Genomic DNA, 19,960 nt, shown 5'->3' with positions numbered 1-19,960 from the left:
CCTTATAAAAACAACGAACTGTAAAAGATAAGGCCACCTTTTTGATGGCCTTAAACAGACTAGTGGAACAGGTAATTTAGCCAGCCCTGCATTCTAAGCAGCACTTTTCTCATTACTGCCACATGGGAGAAGTGATCCGTGTAGATTGCAGCTTGTCCAGAAACACCTGCTGGAAATTTATCGCGGATCTCATGATGATCTATCTCAATCAAAACAATCACTCTTCCACGCTGCATCAAGTTACGTGATGAGATAAGCGCGCCGCTTGACTGGATCTCACCCTCAGCCATTGCTGGTAAGATTTTTGCGACCTTGCCAATAAAGACCTCTCCTGGTGCACCATCGAGTATCACCTCAGCTTCATCCCCCTCTTTTAACCTTAGCAAGGAGTTTTGCCAAAAAGCACCCGCAAAATAACGATCTTCATCGGGAATAAAACTCATTAAAGAGCGCAGTGGCATAGGCACAGCCACAATGCCTGGACGCAACGCCATTTGAGTCACCATGCCATCCGCTGGTGCCCTAACAACGGTCATCTCCAGATCAAACAATGCCTTCTCAAGTTGACCCTGTATTCCAGCAACTTTAGTGTTAACACCATCAACATTGGACTCAAAAGCCAACCTCACTCTTAACTCTTCCGCTTGCGCTACTGTTAACTGAGCTTCAGAAGCCAGATAGAGTTGACGTTTATTATCTAGCTCAAGCTCTGTAAAGGGCGAGTTAGCCCCTCCTCTTTTCTTTCCCTTTGCGTAGCGGTCATAAGCTGACTTTGTTCTGTCTCTATCAGCCTCTGCACGTTCAACATTAGCGAGCGCAGACTGCCAAGCCGCTTCAAGTTGGGGGACCTCCTGCTCAGCCGATACTAGAGCTGCACGCTTCTGTTTTACGATAGCTTCAAACGGAGTGGGATCTAATCGAAATAGCACATCCCCCTTTTTAACAGGGACATTCGGCTCAACCTCTACCGAAGTAACAACACCTCGAACCGCAGGGTTTATCGGCGTAGATACAAAGTACTCCTTAGCAAAAGGCGTATAGGGGTGGTTATAGTTCATCAATAAAATTAAAGCGCCAACAATAAAAACACCACCTAATATCGCTGTTGGTACCGTCCACTTCGTTAGCGGGATTTTAAAGATTTTAAAGATGGCAATACAGATTGCTGTGTAGGTCAGAATGAGTAGAAGATCCATATTACACCTCCTCCTTATTACTGCTCTGAACATCACTAATAACCGGTTCAGACTGAGTCGGCTGACCGTTCAATTCGACCGATTGCAACCTAAGCTCAAGCTTAGCTACGGTTTCATTAAGCTGTTTTACCTCATCTTCAAGGGCAAGTTCACGCTCAACAACCGCATTGAATCCCCAACCACGATCTTCTCGATACAAAGTGGCCCAGATCCAAAGAAACGGCCAAATAGCATGAAGTGTGAACAAACTTACCCAGCCAGCAACATGCAGCGCATCTTGCTGGGGATGATTCCGCTTCTTAGCGATTTCATAGGGGATATCATGAATAACAATCACACCGTAGAAGAGAAAAATGGCGACAAAGAAAATCACACCCAACGCAAAATAATCTAAAAACACAGCTGGCTCCTTAGGATCTATTTATCGCTTTATACTAATAAATAGATCCTTGTTTTTATTAATAAGCTTTGAAGAAAATGCTAAAACATTCTCGCAACAAAACATTATCAATACCAGATATTTATTCTTAGATTAGAGAAGCTGTAGATGTCTGCCAGTGAGAGTAAGTTACTCCACTAAAAAGGGCTTTCCCTTGTTAGGAAAGTCCATTGTTATCAATCCCAGTCCAAGCAGTGCCGCACTAAGCTAATTCACTTGATTATCTGCTTTACCAGCCAAAAAGGCAGCCAAATTATTCACAGCAATATTAAGTAGGTTTTGCCTTGCTTCCAGCGTTGCCCAGGAGTTATGAGGAGTAATACTGATATTGATAGCATTCAGTAGTGGGTTGTTATCTAAAGGAGGCTCAGTTGAGAGTACATCCAATCCAGCAGCGGCGATATCGCCATCGGCTAGTGCCTGACTCAAAGCCACTTCATCGATTAATCCACCACGAGCAGTATTGACTAAAATAGCGGTTTTGCGCATCGATTTGAGTAGCGCCCGATTAACTATCTTATCCGTTTCCAGCGTCAAAGGGCAGTGCAGCGAAAGTATATCCACCTGAGGTAGCATGTCGCTCAATTCACTCCAGATGGCTCCCGTCGGCAAGTCGAGTAGCGGCGTTCTCGTATTCACTAATACCTTCATCCCGAAGGCCAGTGCAATATTGGCCACCTGTTGACCTATGGCTCCATAGCCCATTAAACCTATGGTTTTTCCCTTCAAAGATTGCAGTGGGCTTAGGGTAAAACAAAAATCTGGGCATTGACTCCATGCCCCTTGAACAACCGCTTGATGGTGGGAGGCAACGCCTTGTGTATGATGAAAAATATGGGCAAATACCATTTGAGCCACAGCGTCAGGGGCATAACTGGGAACATTGGTCACTACCATGCCATGGCTAGCAGCTGCGACTAAATCAACTACATTGGTGCCCGTTGCCAACACACCTATATAGGTAAGCTTAGGCAGTTGAGAAAGCACCTGAGCATTAAGAGGCGTCTTATTGGTGAAGATTATCTCTGCATCCTGGGCTCGACTCAGTAGCTCTGACTCTGCGGTCCTCTCATAACAGATAAACTCTCCTTCATCAGCCAATTCACTGAGCCCACACCAGCTTAAATCTCCAGGGTTAAGGGTATGACCGTCGAGTACCACTATTTTCATCTTGTTAATCTCTCATGCTTTTGAACGCTAAAACGTCAATTTCAAACCTAAATTGACCTGCCCCTGCCACATGATGTCAGAGCTGATGGACCAGAGACAGTCTCCCCCATTGCAAAATAGCGTCGAGTCACTACTGATGAAGGTTGCATAACCTCTGGCATCAGCAAAAACAGAGAATGAGGGAGCCACTTGATACGCAACTCCAACGCCAAACCCCATGGAAAAGCGAGTCTCGTTGGCGTATTCACCACTTGGGCGCATACTAGTTAAACCAACACTAGCCGTAACATATGGCTTTACATCGCCCTTGGGGAAATAGAGAGAGCCACCCAGATGCAGATAATCTAGATCCAGATCAGTGATAGGAGAGGGGCTAAAATTATTACCAGTTCTCAGCTCCGTAGACTGATGGCTGTAGAGTAGATAGATATCACCAGGATCTGTCGTGGTAAAACCTAGCATAACGCCATATTGCGCCGACTCAGAGACCTTGAGTTCGCCCTCTTCATCACTCGCAAGGTTACCGACCCCTGAGCTCTTGATATTAAACTCACTGGCACCAAAGCTATATCCTCCGAAAGGAGCGACATAGACCTCAGCAAAAGAGGGAGCAGAAAGCAGAAGAGAAGCGACTGCCAACATAGAGGTGGGAATATTCCCTGCTTTTTTTATATCAGGCATGTCACTTCTCCATTATCAGAACATCAGCCAAAGTAGGCCTAAATTCTGGAAAAAGAATATATACTTATGCCCAAATAATACACGCTTTTAAAAGAGTTCTTCAATAAAAATAGCAGGATAACAAAACCAAGCTTAACTTTATCGCATACCCCGATCAGTTTTCACCCTGTCATAGGCTGCTTGAATATCTTGCGCCTTAGTTTTAGCAAGCTCCATCATCTCTGGAGGCAGACCTTTAGCCACGAGCTTATCTGGATGATGTTCATTCATCAGCTTGCGATAGCTGCGCTTGACCTCTTGATCGGAAGAGGCTTCAGTTAGCCCAAGCAGAGAGTATGCATCTTCAATACTGGTCTGGTTATTATTGCCACCTTGATGAAAATTAAACTCAGCCTGCCAACGCTTTAGCAACTCGTCGAGTTGAATACGGCTAAACCCTAGCTCCTGCGCAATGGTCAACAAGATCTCATGCTCTTTAGGATCAAGCTTGGCATCAGACAGGGCTGTCTGGATCTGGATCTCAAGGAACATCTGCAGCAACTCTTTACGCCCCATAGAGATAAGACGGAAGGTTTTCAAGCAAGCTTTTACATCAAAGTCACTCTCTTTGCCCTCTTTAAAAGCTGCCTGAGCCTCGGCTCTTGCCTCCCCTTTAAGCTGCATCTGATCCATTAACATGGTTGCAATACGGATATCGGTTTCAGTCACTTGTCCAGAAGCTTTAGCAACATGACCCATCACAGAGAACGTTGTCTTAAAAAAAAGTGTCTGACGATTCGCACCGCTACCGATAATCCCACTCAATTGGGCACTTTTCTTATCATATAGATGACCTAACCAGAGACCGATAACCCCGCCGATAATACGGCCGAACATAAACCCGATAGCAAAGCCAAAAAACTTACCCCAAATACGCATCAAAAAACCTTTAATAACCAATTAACGACAATCAAACCAGAAAAAATTACTGGACTAAACCAAGGAGATTAGACTAAATCTCGTTGGCGCTTCTCTAACATATCTAGACGCGCCACAGTCCCCACGTCACACCAAAAACCGGGGAAATGCTCTCCCGAAATAAGTCCTAACGCCATCTTTTCTCTAAGCAAGGGAGCGAGAGGAAAACCAGCATCAGATGTCCCATCAAAAAGAGAGGGATGATAGATCCCCATCCCCGAAAAGGTCAATGTCAGCTCATCACCAATAGCTTTATTCTCTACTAGTCCAGCTTTGAGACTAAAATCCCCCTTAGGGTGCTGACTAGGGTTATCCACCAACCAAAGGTGAGCCAACTTTCCATTGAGCATATGGGTAGCATCTCCCTCCTCCAGCTCGGGAAGCGAGTCTATAAACACATCACCATTAATCACCAGAAATGGTTTGTGGCCCAAAAGAGATAAAGCTTTCTTAATTCCACCACCAGTCTCTAACGCTGTAGCTTCATGACTATACTGAATATTCACGCCCCAACGAGTGCCATCGCCTAAGCTCTCAATCAGCTTCTCACCTAGCCAAGCATGGTTAATCACAATATCCTTAAAGCCAGCTTTAGCAAGACGCTCTATGTGATAAACGATAAGTGGTTTGCCCGCCACACACACCAAGGGCTTAGGCAAGCTATCCGTTAAGGGGCGTAGTCGCTCCCCACGACCGGCGGCTAATATCATCACCTTCATAACTTGGCCTCAACAGCAGGAATAATGGAGTCAGCTATCCAAGCACTAAATATCTCTAGCTCTGGATAACGAGCTGAGATATCCCTAATATACTCAAGAGTCAGAGGAATATCAGCCATATAAGCAGGTTTATCATCTCGATATTTAAGGCGGGAAAAAATACCAGCGGCCTTGATATGTCGCTGCAACCCCATCAAGTCAAACCAACGAGTATAGGTCGCAATGCTCACGCCCCTATCAAGCTGACCACTGGATTTAACTTGCTCAAAATGTTGCGTCATTAGCTGTTCAACCAAAGCATCAGGCCAACGGACATAGCAGTCACGCAGCAGAGAAACTGCATCATAAGTCACAGGCCCAAGCACAGCATCTTGAAAATCGATCACTTTTAACTGCTCATTTTGCAGCATCAGATTTCGACTGTGGTAATCTCGATGCATACCAACTTTAGGCTGAGCTTCTACATTCTCTATCAAAAAGGAAAATGCTGTCTTCAGCATATTTTGAGTCTTTTCATCCAGTTCTATTACAAGATGACGTTTTATCAACCAATCAGAAAAAATATCTAATTCCAGTTGAACAAAAGCGGCATCGTATAAAGGCAATCCACTTTCACCATTGTCGATAACCAGACTCACTTTATCTAAGAGTCTTAGGGCATCACGATAGTAAGCGTATACATTGTCACTATTTAATACCGACAGTAACTGAATATCGCCCAAGTCACTTAACAATAAAAAACCGTCTTCAGCATTAACTTCAATCACTTGTGGAACATCGACACCTTTGTCTGAATAAGCGTTGGCTAAGTTTACAAAGGGGAGAACTTTGATCAATTCAGGGGGAGAGTCCATCACAATATAAGATATATCTTTATGCTGGACACGAAAATATCGCCTAAAGCTGGCATCCCCAGAGATAAGAGTAGGCGTAACATCTGCGTTGAAAATTCGCTTTAGCCATGCATTTAACGCAAGAAATCTAAGATCTGACAAGGGCACCTCATGGCTCTTATGTAAAAATTGCTTTATTATAAAGCAAAATGGAATCAGCTAATAAGCTCATTGTCGATATTTAGCTGAGTTGCCTAAAATGGCAACATTTATCCCCACTTATTATTGTCCAGACTAAGAAATCATATTAAACGACTTAAGATGCAGATCCGTTACTTATTGGCATTAAGCCTACTTCCCCAATTGGTCTTGGCTGAAGAAACCACCACGCCTGATGCAAATATGCAGTGTATTGTCGAGCCTCCAGTTCCTCGCCCTGCTATTTCAGACAGTGATGAAACCGAGATAGCCCTACAGGAGATCCAGATAATCTCCAACCGCTCAGAAGCTGAGATGGGCAAGCAAGCTAGGTTTAATGGCGATGTGTCATTTAGCCAAGGTGGCCGTCATATTGCGGCAGATGAAGCGATTTTAGATCAGGGTGAAGAGCGACTCGATGCCAATGGCAATCTCGTCTTCCAAGATCAAATGATCACCATCACTGCTGACTCTCTCGTCGCTGAGATGCGTAACAATAGTGCATCCCTTTGGGGTGCACAGTATTGGCTGCACGGGCAGCAGATCCATGGTGATGCAGAAAAGTTAGAGATCACCCCAGACAACAACCTGCACCTAACAAAAACCAATTTTACCACTTGCCCTCCCGGCGATACCTCCTGGCTACTTGAAGCTGAAACGATCAAAATTGATAGCACTGAGGAGTGGGGAGAGTTATGGGATGCAAAGTTACGGATCGGTGATGTCCCCGTATTCTATATTCCTTATATGACAATACCGGTATCCGATAAACGTAAATCAGGTTTCCTTTTTCCACTTTTAAGCACCAGCACCACCAATGGTGTCGAGGTCGCAACGCCTTACTACTGGAATATATCGCCGGAGTACGATCTCACCCTAACGCCACACTATATGTCATCGAGGGGATTATTCCTTAAGAGTGATTTTCGCTATTTGGCGGGTGATGCTCAACAGGGTCAGATTAATGTCGAATATCTCGGCAATGATGATATGTTATCGGACTCACAAGATCGCTACCTCTATCACTGGGAACACAGAGGCGCGATTAATGAAAACTGGCGAGTATTAGCCAACTTCACCGATGTGTCAGATAACAACTATTTCAACGATCTTAAATCAGAAGTTCAGCGAGCCACTGATAACCAGATGTCACGAATTGGTGAGATCAGTTATTTTGAACAAAATTGGGACTTCACCGCACGAGTACAAGATATTAAAGTGCTGGGTGAAGAGGAGAAACCCTATCAGGTAATGCCGCAAGTAGGGCTAAATTACCGCGCCCCAGACTTTTGGAACGGTTTAGATTTCTCCTTACTCAGTGAAGTTAGTAATTTTGAACATGATGATAATGAGTACTCCACCGCCACTCGTTTACACATTGAGCCTACCGTCTCATACCCAATACATGGCCCAGCAGGTTCTTTAACCAGTGAAGTAAAGTTGCTTCAAACCTATTATTGGCAAAACGATAATGGATTTGAGGCTAATCAAGAGCTGGCCAGCAGCGTAAGTCGAACCTTACCTCAGGTACGTCTACATGGTCAGATCAACTTTGAGCGCTTCACCAGTTATTTTAATGAGAACTACCGTCAGACCTTAGAGCCTCAGTTCCAATACCTTTATGTAGGCTATGAAGATCAAGATGACATAGGTATCTATGATACAGCTAAGATACAGGAAGACTACTTTGGTCTGTTCCGCGACCGACGCTTTTCCGGTATTGACAGAATTGCCGATGCTAACCAGTTCACTTTAGGATTGACCACTCGCTTATTCGATGATCATAACGTTGAAACATTTAGATTTAGCCTAGGTCAAATCTATTACTTAGAAGACAGTAAAGTTGGGATTAGCGATCCAATTAATCCCATCAATAACTTAACTCAGGAGAACACCTCCAACTCAGTATTGGCTGCGGAGCTTAGTACTAAGTTATACAAAGACTGGTATATGAGTGGCGCTATTCAGTATGATACTAAGCAAAGTGATAATAAGAAGAGTGAAGTCACACTCGACTTTAGGCCAGGTGCCAACAAATTACTTCAATTTAGCTATCGCTATGTCCCAGATCTGTTGAATACCAATACCAATGAGTCAGTCAATATCTCTCAAACAGGTATGCGAGCCGCTTGGCCAATCAACGACAATTGGTACTTAGTGGGTAACTGGTATTATGATCTTAACGAAAGTCGCAGTGTAGAGACCTATACAGGCTTTCAATACGAATCTTGTTGCTGGGCTGTACGTTTAAGTTATCATTACCGAATTAAAACTAATTACGAAGATGACTTTAACCCAGTTCAGGATAACCGCGAACTCTTTGAAAGCGGTCTATATCTGAATTTCGTAATAAAAGGACTCGGTGGTTCAGGTCCGTTAGGCGTATCAGATATGCTTAACGATGGTTTGTTCAATTACCGTAAACCACTTTATTTGAAGAACTAGTGATTTCAATGGGCTTTCTTCCCGCTGGGGCGAAATAAGTTTATTTTTGATGAACCATGCGTTGGTCTTAGAGTCCAACCATGATAATAGAATCAAGTCAGCGCCATTTGGCGCTGCACCTGACATTAATATGCCAAGGATTTTTGTGGATGAAACCGTGTAAACATTTAATTTTTGCTTTTCTTGCTTTGGCTGCGAGCCACACAGTACAAGCGCAAACTGCCCCACTCGATCGTGTATCAGTACAGATTAACGAAGGTATTCTGCTAGAGAGTGAAATCACTGGCATGATAAAAACCGTTAAAGCGAATGCAACAGCAGCAGGTCAAGCGTTACCTTCTGATAGTGCACTGAGAACACAGGTCATTGAGCGCTTAATTATGACCCGTCTGCAGATGCAGATGGCCGACAGAATTGGTCTTCATATTGGCGATCTACAACTGGATCAGACCATAGGCAATATTGCTAAAGAGCAAAACTTAACTGTTGATCAGATGCAGCTAAAGATTGCCGAAGAGGGGATGAGCTGGAACCAATACCGTGAACAACTACGTGAAGAGATCACCTTAGGTGAGATACAACGTATTCAAGTTCAGCGTCGTATCCAAGTCTCTCCACAAGAGATCAACAGCTTAGTTAAGATGATTGAGGAGAAAGGCCTTCAAGAAGTTGAGTTCCAGATTGGTCACATCCTTATCGAGGTACCAAGCAGCCCTAACAGTGAACAACTCGCTAGCGCCAGTAAACGTGCGGAAACCGTACTGAAACGCGTTAAAGATGGTGCAGACTTCCGCCGCACGGCCATTGCAGCATCATCGGGCCCCAAAGCACTAGAAGGTGGTGTTTGGGATTATATGAACGTCAATGAGATGCCAACGCTATTTGCTGAAGTATTAGGCAATGCCAAACCAGGTGACGTGATAGGCCCTATCAGAAGTGGCGCAGGTTTCCACATCATCAAAGTCTTAGACGCCCGTGGTCTCCAGACCAAAGAGATAGATGAAGTACGTTCAAGACATATCTTGATCAAGCCCTCACCTATCCTATCGGAAGAGCGCGCTAAAGCCATGCTAGATAAATTTGTTAAAGAGATCCGCACCGGCGATGCAGACTTCGCAGCACTGGCTCGCCAATACTCTGAAGATCCAGGTTCAGGAGCAAAAGGTGGGGAACTAGGCTGGGCAGACCCAAGCGTCTATGTTCCTGCATTCGCACAAACATTAAATGCACTTGAGCTTAATGAGATCAGTGAGCCCTTCCGTTCAAGTCACGGTTGGCATATAGTGCAACTTGAAGAGCGCCGTAAAACGGACGCAACCGATAAGTTTAATACGAATAGAGCACATCAGCTCATCTTCCGTCGTAAGTTTAATGAAGAGCTACAGAACTGGCTTGACGAGATGAGATCTGAAGCCTACATCGAGGTTTTCGAACCAGACAATAACCGAGGTTAAACAAGTAACGCCTAAAACTGTTACTATTAGCTGCAGAGTTAACTTACGTTCGAACCTTTTTTAATCGAGGCTAAATATATTGACGACTAAACGAATAGCCATCACCCCAGGCGAACCCGCTGGGATTGGTCCAGATTTAGTTATCCAACTCGCTCAGCAGGCTTGGCCTGCTGAGCTTGTTGTTTGTGCGGATCCTGAACTTTTAGCTTCCAGAGCTAAAATGCTTGGCCTTCCGCTGCAACTTAAACCATACCAACCTAGCCTTGAGCCGAAAGCCCAAGAGGCTGGCACCCTGACGCTTGCGCCCTTTTCTCTCAAAACGGAAGCCCAATGCGGCAAACTGGATGAGCAGAACAGTGCCTATGTAGTACAAACTCTTGGCTATGCTGGCGAAAAGAATATGAACGGTGAGTTTGATGCCGTAGTTACAGGGCCAGTCCATAAAGGGATCATCAACCAATCTGGTATCCCCTTTAGCGGACATACTGAGTTTTTTGCCAATCAGGCAAACTGCCAAGATGTGGTCATGATGCTAGCAGCGCCTGGTTTACAGGTTGCATTAGTCACAACCCATATCCCTTTGGCCTATGTATCTAAAGCCATAACTCGGGATCGCCTGCATCAGATAATCAAGATCTTACACACTGATCTTGTCACAAAATTTGCCATCAAACAGCCCAAGATATATGTATGTGGCCTCAACCCACATGCAGGCGAAGATGGACACTTAGGTCGGGAAGAGATAGACACCATTATCCCGGCTTTAGAGGAGTTGCGTGCTGAAGGTATAAGCCTAGTAGGCCCACTACCCGCCGACACCATATTCCAAAGCAAGTACTTAAATGACGCAGATGTCATACTGGCGATGTATCATGATCAAGGACTCCCTGTTCTTAAGTCTCAAGGATTTGGCAGCTCAGTGAACATCACATTGGGCCTTCCTTATATCCGTACTTCAGTGGATCACGGTACAGCCCTTGAACTCGCCGGAACCGGTAAAGCAGACATAGGTAGTTTTGTCTGCGCACTAAATAAAGCCATAGATTTGGCAGCAAAAGCTGAGTAGTAAAAAAAGTAATGAGTAATAAAGTACACTTGGGCCACACGGCCAGAAAACGCTTCGGACAAAACTTCTTGACCGATCACAATGTTATCAACCGTATTGTTGGGGCTATCTCTCCTGACAACGATCATGTGATGGTAGAGATTGGTCCGGGTCTGGCCGCCTTAACTGAGCCGGTAGCCAATGCTATCGATAAGCTTACGGTAGTCGAGCTGGATAAAGATCTGGTTGCACGCCTTCAAGAACACCCAACCCTAAAAGATAAGCTTGATATCCATCAAGGTGACGCACTTCAATTTGACTTTAGTCAGCTAGTTGAAGAGGGACGTCAGATGAAGGTGTTTGGTAACTTACCCTACAACATCTCAACCCCCTTGATGTTTCATCTGTTCGAGTTTGCAGAGCAGATTGAAAATATGCACTTTATGCTGCAAAAAGAGGTAGTACTCAGACTTTCAGCTAGCCCAGGAACTAAAGCTTACGGCCGATTAACTGTCATGGCGCAGTATCACTGCCAAGTGATGCCAGTGCTTGAAGTACCGCCAGGAAGTTTTACTCCACCGCCGAAAGTAGATTCAGCCGTTGTCAGACTGGTTCCCTATAAAGTGAAGCCATGGCCATGTAAAGATGTCGATCAACTTAGACACTTAACAACCACGGCATTTAATATGCGCCGTAAAACACTGCGAAATAACCTTAAACATATGATCTCCGACGAAGAGTTTGCAGAACTAGGAATAGATGCAACACTCAGACCTGAGCAGATAACTGTCGAGCAATACGTTGCTATGGCAAACTTTGTGGTTGATAAGCAGTAACATAATCTGCTATTTGTAGAGTTGAGTAATCACACAAAACAGAGGAGGGCTTGCCCTCCTTTTTTAAAAAAGGAACGCCATGACTGAGCTTGAAACATCAATTAAAATTGACGTGAAAACAGAGTATATCGAAGATCAGTCCTCCCCCAATGATGAAAGGTACCTTTTTCGATACACAATCACCATTATCAATTTAGGGAAAGAGCCCGTCACGCTCAAAACTCGTTACTGGTCGATCACAGATTCAAATCAACACCTTAGTGTCGTTCAAGGCGCAGGCGTAGTCGGCGAAACCCCGACCATTGAACCTGACACTGCCTACCAATATACCAGCGGAACAGTTTTAGAGACTCCATTTGGTGTTATGGAAGGCAACTATGGCATGGTCACAGAAAATGGAGAGATGTTTAAAGCTAAGATCCCACCTTTTCGATTATCAATTCCCGGGTTACTTCACTAACACCACTTTGATGAATCAAAGTCTCAACCTTAGATCATTTTTTATCTTTTTCCCCTGTTCCACTTTCATTTAATTCTCTCGAGAAGTTAGAATTAGAGTATTGATTAAAAGGATAAAAATACATGGCGAACTATTTTGTTGGGGACATTCAGGGCTGTTTCGATGAGTTAACCCTGCTCCTGTCTAAGGTTGATTTTAATCCCTCACAAGATCAATTATGGGCAGTAGGAGACCTAGTTGCCAGAGGCCCTGGCTCACTCCCTACACTGCAATACTTTAAAGCACTCGATGGCGCTGCTAACGTCTCTTTGGGCAATCATGATCTCCATTTAATGGCTGTTCACGGCAAAATTAAAAGAGCCAATCCAAAGGATAAACTGGAAGCCTTACTGGCCTCATCTGACATAGATTCGCTCATCGGCTGGCTTAGACATCAACCTCTCCATCAAGAGCTACCAGAACATAGTTTGGTAATGACTCATGCAGGGGTCCCGCCTCATTGGGACATCAGCACTTTAAGAGGTGAAAGCAAGCGAGTAACTCAGGCACTACAGGCGCCCGACTATCAAGAAGCACTGCTAGAAAAAATGTACACCTCAGGTTCAAACCAATGGCATTCCAACATGGATGAACTAGAGAGAAAGATATATTGCATCAATGCGCTAACACGAATGCGTTTTTTGCATAGCGATAATAGCCTAGATTTCGATTGCAAACTCTCCCCTGCCGAATGTAAAGATCCCGATCTCACTCCCTGGTTTGAGTTAGAGGGCAAAATTAACAAAACACACACATTAGTTTTCGGTCATTGGGCAGCTGTCATGGGCAAAGTCAGCTCATCTAGAATAAAAGCCCTAGATACAGGCTGCTGTTGGGGGGAATATTTAACCCTTTGGCATCTGGAAACCGATGAAAAAATTACCCAAAACAAGTTAAAAAAGAGTTAAACTAACTCGAGCAATGGTCGATAGATAAACAGTTGTTCATAATGTTCAAGCCCTGAATTTAAAATAGTTTATAGCTAGGGAAAATAATAATACTAAAACGGAGCCCCCTATGAAAATGAATGTCGCCACAAGAGTCATTGGCGGATTTAGTGTCGTCACCTTACTCTTGATAGCACTAGGTGGCGCCTCTTTGCTCACCAATAGCGAACTGAAATCAAGCACACAAGTTCTACAAGAGCTTAGCTTACCAGCCCTAGAGTCTAGTAGCCGTTTGATACAGGGGCTTTCTTTGCAGGAGAAGCAGATTTTAGTTTCCTATCATGCGACTAAATCTGAGCAACTTCCCCCACTAAAAGCTCAATTTACCAAGCAGAGTCAATCCTTTAATACTGAGTTAAACACGCTATCTAGGCTTGTTAACTCCCAAGAACAAGCGAATTTCACAGATGTGATAACCTCGGTTAGAACCAGTTATCAAGACTTTGTTGCCGAAGGTAACAAGATGATTATTACTCGTGAAAACTCACTCGTCACACAAGAAAAATTACTCATAAAATTAGAGAATTTAGAGGAAGCGGCCGATGATACAGCTTCTTTACTTCTTGATCTGATTGACCTTGAAACCAGTGAAGACCTGACAGATCAAGAGATAGCCGCAACAGCAGGCAACATAGATAACAGCCTTAGCGGTATCGTGAGTACCAACTATGATCTGGTAAACAGTCAGTCTCAATCACAGTTTGACACCATCTCTAAAGAGCTTGAGTACCTGATCAATGAAGCAAAAAATAAACTCGAGTACGTTAGCCGTCACTGGGAAGGTGTGGTCGATGAAACCTTGATGGCTGATATTAACAGCGAAGCCGATAAAGTCTTTAGCATGCTAAGTGGCAGCGGCTCTATGCAGGCAATGAAGGGGCGTCAGCTCAGCTTTAATGTATCAGCAGATCAGATGCTAAATAAAGTGAACAAAGATGCTGAAAACCTCAATGTAACCATGAATGAGCTGATTAAAAAGGTCGAGACCGTTTCCGCTCAGATCAGTAACAAAGCCATTGACGGTATCGATCAAGCTAGCTTTAACACTATCATCTTAATGGTTATTGTTATCTTTGTAGCCGTAGGCGTGAGCTACGCAGTTATCAGCCCGCTTAGACGTTCGCTGAATAAAGTTAACACAGCACTTAATATCTTAGCCTCGGGTAACTTGACCCACAAACTCGATGATACAGGTCATGATGAGTTTGCAGAACTCTCACGTAACTGTAATCGACTAGTTGATAGTTTACGGGAGCTTATTCAGGGGATCTTAGATCGCTCAAACCAACTGGCAGCAGCGGCAGAAGAAACATCGGCCATCACAACCCAAACCACTGTTAGCATTCAAGAGCAAAAGAGCCAAGTTGACCAAGTTGCAACTGCAACCACCCAATTAAACTCTAGTGCTCAACAGGTCACTACCAGTGCTGATGATGCCCTACAACAGATAAAACAAGCCGATGAAGAAGCGCAACATATGCGCGCTATTGCCGATGAGAATAAGCAGACGATATTGGCTTTAGCCGATGAGGTTGCGAAAGCAGGTCAAGTTATCAATAAAGTTCATACTGATAGCGCCTCAATTGGTTCAATCCTAGATACCATTCGCGGCATCGCTGAACAGACTAATCTGCTGGCATTAAACGCCGCAATTGAAGCAGCAAGAGCCGGCGAGCAGGGACGTGGATTTGCCGTTGTAGCCGATGAGGTTCGAAGCCTAGCCTCAAGAACTCAGGACTCGACTCAAGAGATCCAGCAGATGATCCAAGTACTGCAAGCTGGAACCCAAGAAGCCGTATCTGTTATGGAACTAGGCCGCAGCCAAGCAAGCTCATGTGTCGATAAAACAGAGCTGGCAAACATGGCATTGCAAAGTATCAGTGAAGCTGTTCATCATGCCCATGATTCTGGCACCCACATTGCTCACGCAGCGCAAGAGCAAAGCCAGGTAAGTCAGCAAGTGTCAGAGATGCTTGAACATATTGCCGCAATATCTGAAGAGACGGCCTCAGGAGCCGATCAGACCGCGCAATCAAGTCATCAGGTGGCTCAGCTTGCCGAGGAGTTACAAGCTTCTGTAGGTGAGTTTAAAGTTTAAATAGAGAAAGAGAGGTTTATACCGATTGGTATAAATTTTATCTACCGCTAAAGACATAAAAAAATACCGGACAGATGTCCGGTATTTTTTTACGCTTAATATCAATCGATGCTTAGATACTTAATTATCCGCCAGAGATACGATTTTTAATCGCGGAGTTAATAGCACTAGCACCATGGCCATTAGCATCAGCCCAAGCTGAAATACTAGTACCATCGGCTTCAGCAGCTTGTAGTTCTGAGACTGAAAGGCGTTTAGCCACAAAGGTCCCCACTTTATCTGAGCCACTTTTAAATGCAGTGCGAAGTAAGCTATCGCCATTACATGAGATACTTGAATAGATATTACGTAGTTTGACGCGGTTCTCTTTTAGTTTTTTCCGCAGTCTATTTTTATCATCAGCCTGAACATAGTTACAGATATTTGCAGCTAGCTGATTGTTGGCATGGGCAGGAAGCGTATAGCTTGAGGCTGCAATAATAGCAGCTATCGATATAGGCAACAGGCGCATCAGGTACTCCTTTAATATTTATTAATTATTATGTTTTTAAGCGGAGTACCGGTAGGGCGATGTCCGCACTTGCTATCAGGGAATGTAGCAAGCACTTTAATTTAACATTTTTTCACCAAATTGATAAAGCGATATTCCAAACCTTTATCATTTACGCCAACTTCTTCATCAAGTAACAGCCAGCTTCCGTCATCCCAGCTCGGAAAATGGGTATCCCCGTCGACATCTAAGTTGATTTCAGTGAGGTATAACTTATCCGCCAGCGCTAACGTAGCGCTATAGAGCTGTCCACCACCTATTACAACTAACTCTTCAATATCACCAGCAGCGCTTACAGCAGCATCGAAGGAGCTGACACATGTTACTCCTTCAATCTTTAGCCCCTCTTGACGGCTAATAACAATATTATGACGTCCAGGTAGTGGTCGACCAATTGAATCGAATGTCTTACGTCCCATGACAATAGGCTTGCCTAAGGTCATCGCTTTAAAATGACGAAGATCCTCAGGAAGGTGCCAAGGCATCTGGTTATCTTTTCCTATAACGCGATTGTTAGCCATCGCTGCAATCAAGGCAATTTTCATACTATCTCCAAGAGTTTCTTATTGATTTAGTTGAGAGTAAGACAATTAATTTGTAGAGGTTATATTACGGGTCGAGTTCTAAAATAGAGCAGACTCGGCATCGCCAGCCCCACAGATAACGCGCCTAATATAAATACCGTTTTTAAGCCGTTACTAATAACTGCAGAGGTGAGTTCAGGACTTATCTCTGACTGAGCCGTCAGCTGAACCAAAGCTATGACAGTATTAAATGCATACGTTCCTGGGATCATGGGAATAATTGCAGCAACGGCATACATTAAAGGCGGTGCTAAATGACGCTTAGCAAAACCAATAGTCACCAACCCAACCAAGGCGGCAGCGACAAAAGTTGCCCACTCTATGGGTAAGTTAACGTGTAACAACAAGGTACGACAACTATGACCTAAGGCACCAGCCACTGCACAGTAAGGTAAAAATCGCTTAGGAACATTAAATACCATCGCAAAGCCGACAGCAGGAATAGCTGAAAAGATGGCGTCATTGAGCAGCTTTAATAACAGCTCTATCATAAAAATAGCCCGCCCAATTGCATCGCGACGGTAATCCCGATAACGGAAGAGACTGTTAGTAGCGTCGCATGTCCCCAGCGGGAGATCCCGACATTTAGATGCCCTTTCACCATATCTGAAATAGAGTTAATCATCGGAAAGCCTGGCACTAACATTAGAACACTTGCAGCCATGGGTAATTTAGGAGTCTCAGTCAGTGAAAACTGATAACCAACTTGCGCAATCATGCTAGTCACAAAAGCGGTCACTGCAAAATTAAGCAGTAGGTTAAAGTGATGCTTAGCAATTGATAACCGTACAAACATGCCAATGGAGGAAGCCAAAAAAGTGATCATGCAAGCAGCAAGGTCGCCACCAAACAGATGACAAAAACTGGCACATGATAGCCCTATCATGGGCACTAAATATCGCTTAGGGTAAGTTCTTGGTTCAATTCGAGAGACCCGCTTTCTCACCTCATTAATGCCATATAAGCCCTTCTCAGTGAGTAAGCAGATCCGCTGCAACTCACAGATAATGGTCATATTAATGCCATGTTCACGGGTTCTGCGTGTCGTGGTAATACAGCGACCATGAACCAAGCTAGTTAACACAAGGGAGTTTGAGGAGATGGAGATCTCTACGCTGGCTATGCCTAAAGCATGACCAAGGCGCTGACTTATCTCTTCGACAAGCTCTGATTCAGCGCCATAGGCCAACAGGAGTTGAGCCACTCGGACAACTTGCCGAGTTATATCATTTTGAGTATCGGCGTACACACTAGTCTCAAAAAAAATATCTCAATAATACTGGAAAAGACTGACGTTTCTTACCTTTGATAGATCACTTTTACGTCGTAATCATCATCGTCGAAGTCATCATCGTCATCAAAATCATCTTCAAAATTTTCATTTAATGACTCGTTTGCATTCTCATGGTAGTTATCCCACTTGAACTCAACTTCAGCTTCTTTATCTATCTCTTCCTCTGGTGGTAGAGCCTCAATAAAATCAATAAGCTTAAGACTTAATGCTTCCGTACCTTCGCGGTTATAGGCTGAAATAGTGTAAACATCGCCTTCCCACTCAAGCTCTTTAACGATATTTTCTACGCGCTCTTTAAGCTCATCTTCAAGCATAAGATCGGTCTTGTTAATCACTAACCAGCGAGGCTTGCTTGCAAGCTTAGGTGAGTGTTTTTCAAGCTCAGCAACAATCGCACGAGCCGACTCTACCGGATCAGAGCCATCAATAGGATCGATATCTAAGATATGCAGTAATACGCGACAACGTTCAAGGTGCTTTAGGAACTGAACACCCAGTCCTGCACCATCTGCAGCACCTTCAATCAGACCTGGAATATCAGCAATAACAAAGCTTTGACCATGTCTTGGGTTAACAACACCAAGGTTAGGCACTAATGTAGTAAATGGGTAATCGGCAACCTTTGGCTTGGCTCTTGAAACAGAACGAATAAAGGTAGACTTACCCGCATTAGGCATGCCTAAAAGACCCACATCAGCAAGCAGCATTAACTCAAGTTTTAAGCTGCGTACTTCACCTGGTGTCCCTAAAGTCTTCTGTCTAGGTGCACGGTTAGTACTGCTCTTAAAGCGCGTGTTGCCTAATCCGTGAAAGCCGCCTTTGGCAACTAACATTCTTTGACCATGTTTGGTCAAATCACCTAGAGACTCTTGCGTCTCTTCATCGATAGCACGGGTACCAACAGGCACTGTAAGAATTAGATCTTCGCCACCGTGTCCAGTACAGTCACGACCGCGGCCATTTTTGCCACGCTCTGCACGATGAAAACGTTCAAATTGAAAGTCGATAAGGGTGTTATAACTCTCATCGGCTTGCAGATATACACTGCCACCGTCACCACCGTCGCCGCCATCTGGGCCACCATCGGGTACATATTTCTCACGTCTAAAACTGACGCAACCACTACCACCATCACCAGCTTCGACTCTGATCACAGCTTCATCGACAAACTTCATACCTACTCCGGGCGCCACAGAATAAAAGAATTATACTTCTTTGTGATTCATGTAGCCAAAAAATTTTTACCATAAACAATAAAGCCCCACCAAAGGCGGGGCTTTAATAAGCAATCTTAGCGTTAGCTAAAGATTAGCCTTCGATGCTAATAAACTTACGGTTATTAGGACCTTTAACTTCGAACTTAACTTTACCGTCAGTCAAAGCGAATAGAGTGTGGTCACGACCAACACCTACGTTTACACCAGCGTGGAATTTAGTACCACGTTGACGAACGATGATGTTACCAGCAAGAACTGATTCACCACCAAAACGCTTTACACCAAGACGTTTGCTTTCTGAATCGCGGCCGTTACGAGTAGAACCGCCAGCTTTTTTATGTGCCATGAGTTATATCTCCTAATTAAGCGTTGATAGCTGTAATTTTAACTTCGGTGAACCACTGACGGTGGCCCATTTTCTTGTCGTGGTGCTTACGACGACGGAACTTAACAATAGTTACCTTCTCGTCACGGCCGTGGCTAACAACTTCAGCAACAACCTTACCACCTTCAACTAAAGGTGCACCAACATGTACAGTCTCACCGTCTGCAACCAAAAGAACTTGGTCAAATTCAACAGTTTCGCCTGTAGCGACTTCTAATTTCTCTAAACGAACAGTATGGCCTTCGGCAACACGATGTTGCTTACCACCACTTTGAAAAACAGCGTACATAGCTATTTCACTCCGATATTTCTAACACGCCGGCTCAACTCTGAGGCAGGGGTGTATAAAAGCTTTAATGACAATGGTCGCGGAGTTTACGCTAAGAACACCAAGCTGACAAGCCCTAATTCAA

General features: G+C 44.2%; 21 protein-coding genes. 7 read left to right on the top strand and 14 right to left on the bottom strand.

Annotated elements, in window-relative coordinates; genetic code table 11:
- Nucleotides 1-59 precede the first annotated feature (59 nt).
- The 7 genes from SWOO_RS05210 to SWOO_RS05180 form a co-directional block, all read right to left on the bottom strand.
- Nucleotides 60-1,196: an HlyD family secretion protein gene (locus SWOO_RS05210; RefSeq protein ID WP_012323664.1), complete on the bottom strand. Its 1,137-nt coding sequence runs from the start codon at nt 1,194-1,196 to the stop codon at nt 60-62.
- Nucleotide 1,197: 1 nt separating this feature from the next.
- Nucleotides 1,198-1,596: a DUF3302 domain-containing protein gene (locus SWOO_RS05205; protein ID WP_012323663.1), complete on the bottom strand. Its 399-nt coding sequence runs from the start codon at nt 1,594-1,596 to the stop codon at nt 1,198-1,200.
- 246 nt (nt 1,597-1,842) lie between these two features.
- Nucleotides 1,843-2,805, bottom strand: coding sequence for a D-2-hydroxyacid dehydrogenase (locus SWOO_RS05200; RefSeq protein ID WP_012323662.1), 963 nt, complete (start codon nt 2,803-2,805; stop codon nt 1,843-1,845).
- A gap of 27 nt (nt 2,806-2,832) precedes the next feature.
- Nucleotides 2,833-3,486 carry an outer membrane beta-barrel protein gene (locus SWOO_RS05195; protein ID WP_012323661.1) on the bottom strand — a complete coding sequence of 218 codons (654 nt, stop codon included), beginning with the start codon at nt 3,484-3,486 and terminating at the stop codon, nt 2,833-2,835.
- Between the two features lie 138 nt (nt 3,487-3,624).
- Complete coding sequence (gene djlA / locus SWOO_RS05190) at nt 3,625-4,404, bottom strand: co-chaperone DjlA (protein WP_012323660.1); 780 nt, start codon at nt 4,402-4,404, stop codon at nt 3,625-3,627.
- A gap of 68 nt (nt 4,405-4,472) precedes the next feature.
- A complete protein-coding gene (gene murU / locus SWOO_RS05185) occupies nt 4,473-5,162 on the bottom strand; it encodes an N-acetylmuramate alpha-1-phosphate uridylyltransferase MurU (protein ID WP_012323659.1) in 690 nt (229 codons plus the stop codon).
- Nucleotides 5,159-6,163, bottom strand: coding sequence for an aminoglycoside phosphotransferase family protein (locus SWOO_RS05180; protein WP_012323658.1), 1,005 nt, complete (start codon nt 6,161-6,163; stop codon nt 5,159-5,161). Before SWOO_RS05180 ends, murU begins: the two co-directional genes overlap by 4 nt.
- 153 nt (nt 6,164-6,316) lie before the next feature.
- Between SWOO_RS05180 and lptD the strand changes: the two genes are divergently transcribed.
- The 7 genes from lptD to SWOO_RS05145 all read left to right on the top strand — a co-directional run bounded on the left by lptD (nt 6,317) and on the right by SWOO_RS05145 (nt 15,517).
- Entirely contained in the window at nt 6,317-8,638 is a 2,322-nt protein-coding gene (gene lptD, locus SWOO_RS05175; RefSeq protein WP_012323657.1) for an LPS assembly protein LptD, read from the top strand.
- A 149-nt stretch (nt 8,639-8,787) separates the two neighbouring features.
- Nucleotides 8,788-10,092: a peptidylprolyl isomerase SurA gene (surA, locus tag SWOO_RS05170; RefSeq protein ID WP_012323656.1), complete on the top strand. Its 1,305-nt coding sequence runs from the start codon at nt 8,788-8,790 to the stop codon at nt 10,090-10,092.
- 79 nt (nt 10,093-10,171) lie between these two features.
- Entirely contained in the window at nt 10,172-11,158 is a 987-nt protein-coding gene (pdxA, locus tag SWOO_RS05165; protein ID WP_012323655.1) for a 4-hydroxythreonine-4-phosphate dehydrogenase PdxA, read from the top strand.
- 11 nt (nt 11,159-11,169) lie between these two features.
- Nucleotides 11,170-11,973 (top strand): 16S rRNA (adenine(1518)-N(6)/adenine(1519)-N(6))-dimethyltransferase RsmA, encoded by an 804-nt coding sequence (gene rsmA, locus SWOO_RS05160; protein WP_012323654.1) that lies wholly within the window; start codon nt 11,170-11,172, stop codon nt 11,971-11,973.
- Nucleotides 11,974-12,052: 79 nt separating this feature from the next.
- On the top strand, nt 12,053-12,433 hold the full coding sequence (gene apaG, locus SWOO_RS05155; protein ID WP_012323653.1) for a Co2+/Mg2+ efflux protein ApaG: 381 nt from the start codon (nt 12,053-12,055) through the stop codon (nt 12,431-12,433).
- Between the two features lie 122 nt (nt 12,434-12,555).
- Complete coding sequence (locus tag SWOO_RS05150; protein WP_012323652.1) at nt 12,556-13,380, top strand: symmetrical bis(5'-nucleosyl)-tetraphosphatase; 825 nt, start codon at nt 12,556-12,558, stop codon at nt 13,378-13,380.
- 109 nt (nt 13,381-13,489) lie between these two features.
- Complete coding sequence (locus SWOO_RS05145) at nt 13,490-15,517, top strand: methyl-accepting chemotaxis protein (protein ID WP_012323651.1); 2,028 nt, start codon at nt 13,490-13,492, stop codon at nt 15,515-15,517.
- Nucleotides 15,518-15,641: 124 nt separating this feature from the next.
- On the opposite strand, the gene SWOO_RS05140 is transcribed toward SWOO_RS05145, so the two are convergent.
- The 7 genes from SWOO_RS05140 to rplU all read right to left on the bottom strand — a co-directional run bounded on the left by SWOO_RS05140 (nt 15,642) and on the right by rplU (nt 19,836).
- The gene (locus SWOO_RS05140) at nt 15,642-16,028 is read right to left on the bottom strand and encodes a DUF3718 domain-containing protein (protein WP_012323650.1); all 387 of its coding nucleotides are present in this window, start codon (nt 16,026-16,028) and stop codon (nt 15,642-15,644) included.
- Between the two features lie 101 nt (nt 16,029-16,129).
- Entirely contained in the window at nt 16,130-16,612 is a 483-nt protein-coding gene (gene folA / locus SWOO_RS05135; protein ID WP_012323649.1) for a type 3 dihydrofolate reductase, read from the bottom strand.
- Nucleotides 16,613-16,671: 59 nt separating this feature from the next.
- On the bottom strand, nt 16,672-17,142 hold the full coding sequence (locus SWOO_RS05130) for a threonine/serine exporter family protein (RefSeq protein ID WP_012323648.1): 471 nt from the start codon (nt 17,140-17,142) through the stop codon (nt 16,672-16,674).
- Nucleotides 17,139-17,900, bottom strand: coding sequence for a threonine/serine exporter family protein (locus SWOO_RS05125; RefSeq protein WP_012323647.1), 762 nt, complete (start codon nt 17,898-17,900; stop codon nt 17,139-17,141). The genes SWOO_RS05130 and SWOO_RS05125 overlap by 4 nt, the downstream gene beginning before the upstream one ends.
- Before the next feature lie 50 nt (nt 17,901-17,950).
- On the bottom strand, nt 17,951-19,120 hold the full coding sequence (gene cgtA, locus SWOO_RS05120) for an Obg family GTPase CgtA (RefSeq protein ID WP_012323646.1): 1,170 nt from the start codon (nt 19,118-19,120) through the stop codon (nt 17,951-17,953).
- A gap of 133 nt (nt 19,121-19,253) precedes the next feature.
- Entirely contained in the window at nt 19,254-19,508 is a 255-nt protein-coding gene (gene rpmA / locus SWOO_RS05115) for a 50S ribosomal protein L27 (RefSeq protein ID WP_012323645.1), read from the bottom strand.
- 16 nt (nt 19,509-19,524) lie between these two features.
- Nucleotides 19,525-19,836 (bottom strand): 50S ribosomal protein L21, encoded by a 312-nt coding sequence (gene rplU, locus SWOO_RS05110; protein WP_012323644.1) that lies wholly within the window; start codon nt 19,834-19,836, stop codon nt 19,525-19,527.
- Between the last annotated feature and the right edge of the window lie 124 nt (nt 19,837-19,960).

It is taken from the genome of Shewanella woodyi ATCC 51908, from assembly GCF_000019525.1.
Taxonomy (GTDB): Bacteria; Pseudomonadota; Gammaproteobacteria; order Enterobacterales; family Shewanellaceae; genus Shewanella; species Shewanella woodyi.
The sequence above is the reverse complement of the archived record's forward strand: the minus strand, read 5'-3'. Positions and strand labels throughout refer to the sequence as shown.

What these genes read in the sequence shown, in the direction of transcription:
- SWOO_RS05195 (WP_012323661.1), bottom strand. Translation starts at nt 3,486, where the DNA reads ATGCCTGATATAAAAAAAGCAGGGAATATTCCCACCTCTATGTTGGCA.
- SWOO_RS05140 (WP_012323650.1), bottom strand. Translation starts at nt 16,028, where the DNA reads ATGCGCCTGTTGCCTATATCGATAGCTGCTATTATTGCAGCCTCAAGC.
- apaG (WP_012323653.1), top strand. Translation starts at nt 12,053, where the DNA reads ATGACTGAGCTTGAAACATCAATTAAAATTGACGTGAAAACAGAGTAT.
- cgtA (WP_012323646.1), bottom strand. Translation starts at nt 19,120, where the DNA reads ATGAAGTTTGTCGATGAAGCTGTGATCAGAGTCGAAGCTGGTGATGGT.
- SWOO_RS05200 (WP_012323662.1), bottom strand. Translation starts at nt 2,805, where the DNA reads ATGAAAATAGTGGTACTCGACGGTCATACCCTTAACCCTGGAGATTTA.
- lptD (WP_012323657.1), top strand. Translation starts at nt 6,317, where the DNA reads ATGCAGATCCGTTACTTATTGGCATTAAGCCTACTTCCCCAATTGGTC.
- djlA (WP_012323660.1), bottom strand. Translation starts at nt 4,404, where the DNA reads ATGCGTATTTGGGGTAAGTTTTTTGGCTTTGCTATCGGGTTTATGTTC.
- SWOO_RS05130 (WP_012323648.1), bottom strand. Translation starts at nt 17,142, where the DNA reads ATGATAGAGCTGTTATTAAAGCTGCTCAATGACGCCATCTTTTCAGCT.
- SWOO_RS05210 (WP_012323664.1), bottom strand. Translation starts at nt 1,196, where the DNA reads ATGGATCTTCTACTCATTCTGACCTACACAGCAATCTGTATTGCCATC.
- surA (WP_012323656.1), top strand. Translation starts at nt 8,788, where the DNA reads ATGAAACCGTGTAAACATTTAATTTTTGCTTTTCTTGCTTTGGCTGCG.
- rplU (WP_012323644.1), bottom strand. Translation starts at nt 19,836, where the DNA reads ATGTACGCTGTTTTTCAAAGTGGTGGTAAGCAACATCGTGTTGCCGAA.
- SWOO_RS05150 (WP_012323652.1), top strand. Translation starts at nt 12,556, where the DNA reads ATGGCGAACTATTTTGTTGGGGACATTCAGGGCTGTTTCGATGAGTTA.
- folA (WP_012323649.1), bottom strand. Translation starts at nt 16,612, where the DNA reads ATGAAAATTGCCTTGATTGCAGCGATGGCTAACAATCGCGTTATAGGA.
- murU (WP_012323659.1), bottom strand. Translation starts at nt 5,162, where the DNA reads ATGAAGGTGATGATATTAGCCGCCGGTCGTGGGGAGCGACTACGCCCC.
- rsmA (WP_012323654.1), top strand. Translation starts at nt 11,170, where the DNA reads ATGAGTAATAAAGTACACTTGGGCCACACGGCCAGAAAACGCTTCGGA.
- rpmA (WP_012323645.1), bottom strand. Translation starts at nt 19,508, where the DNA reads ATGGCACATAAAAAAGCTGGCGGTTCTACTCGTAACGGCCGCGATTCA.
- SWOO_RS05145 (WP_012323651.1), top strand. Translation starts at nt 13,490, where the DNA reads ATGAAAATGAATGTCGCCACAAGAGTCATTGGCGGATTTAGTGTCGTC.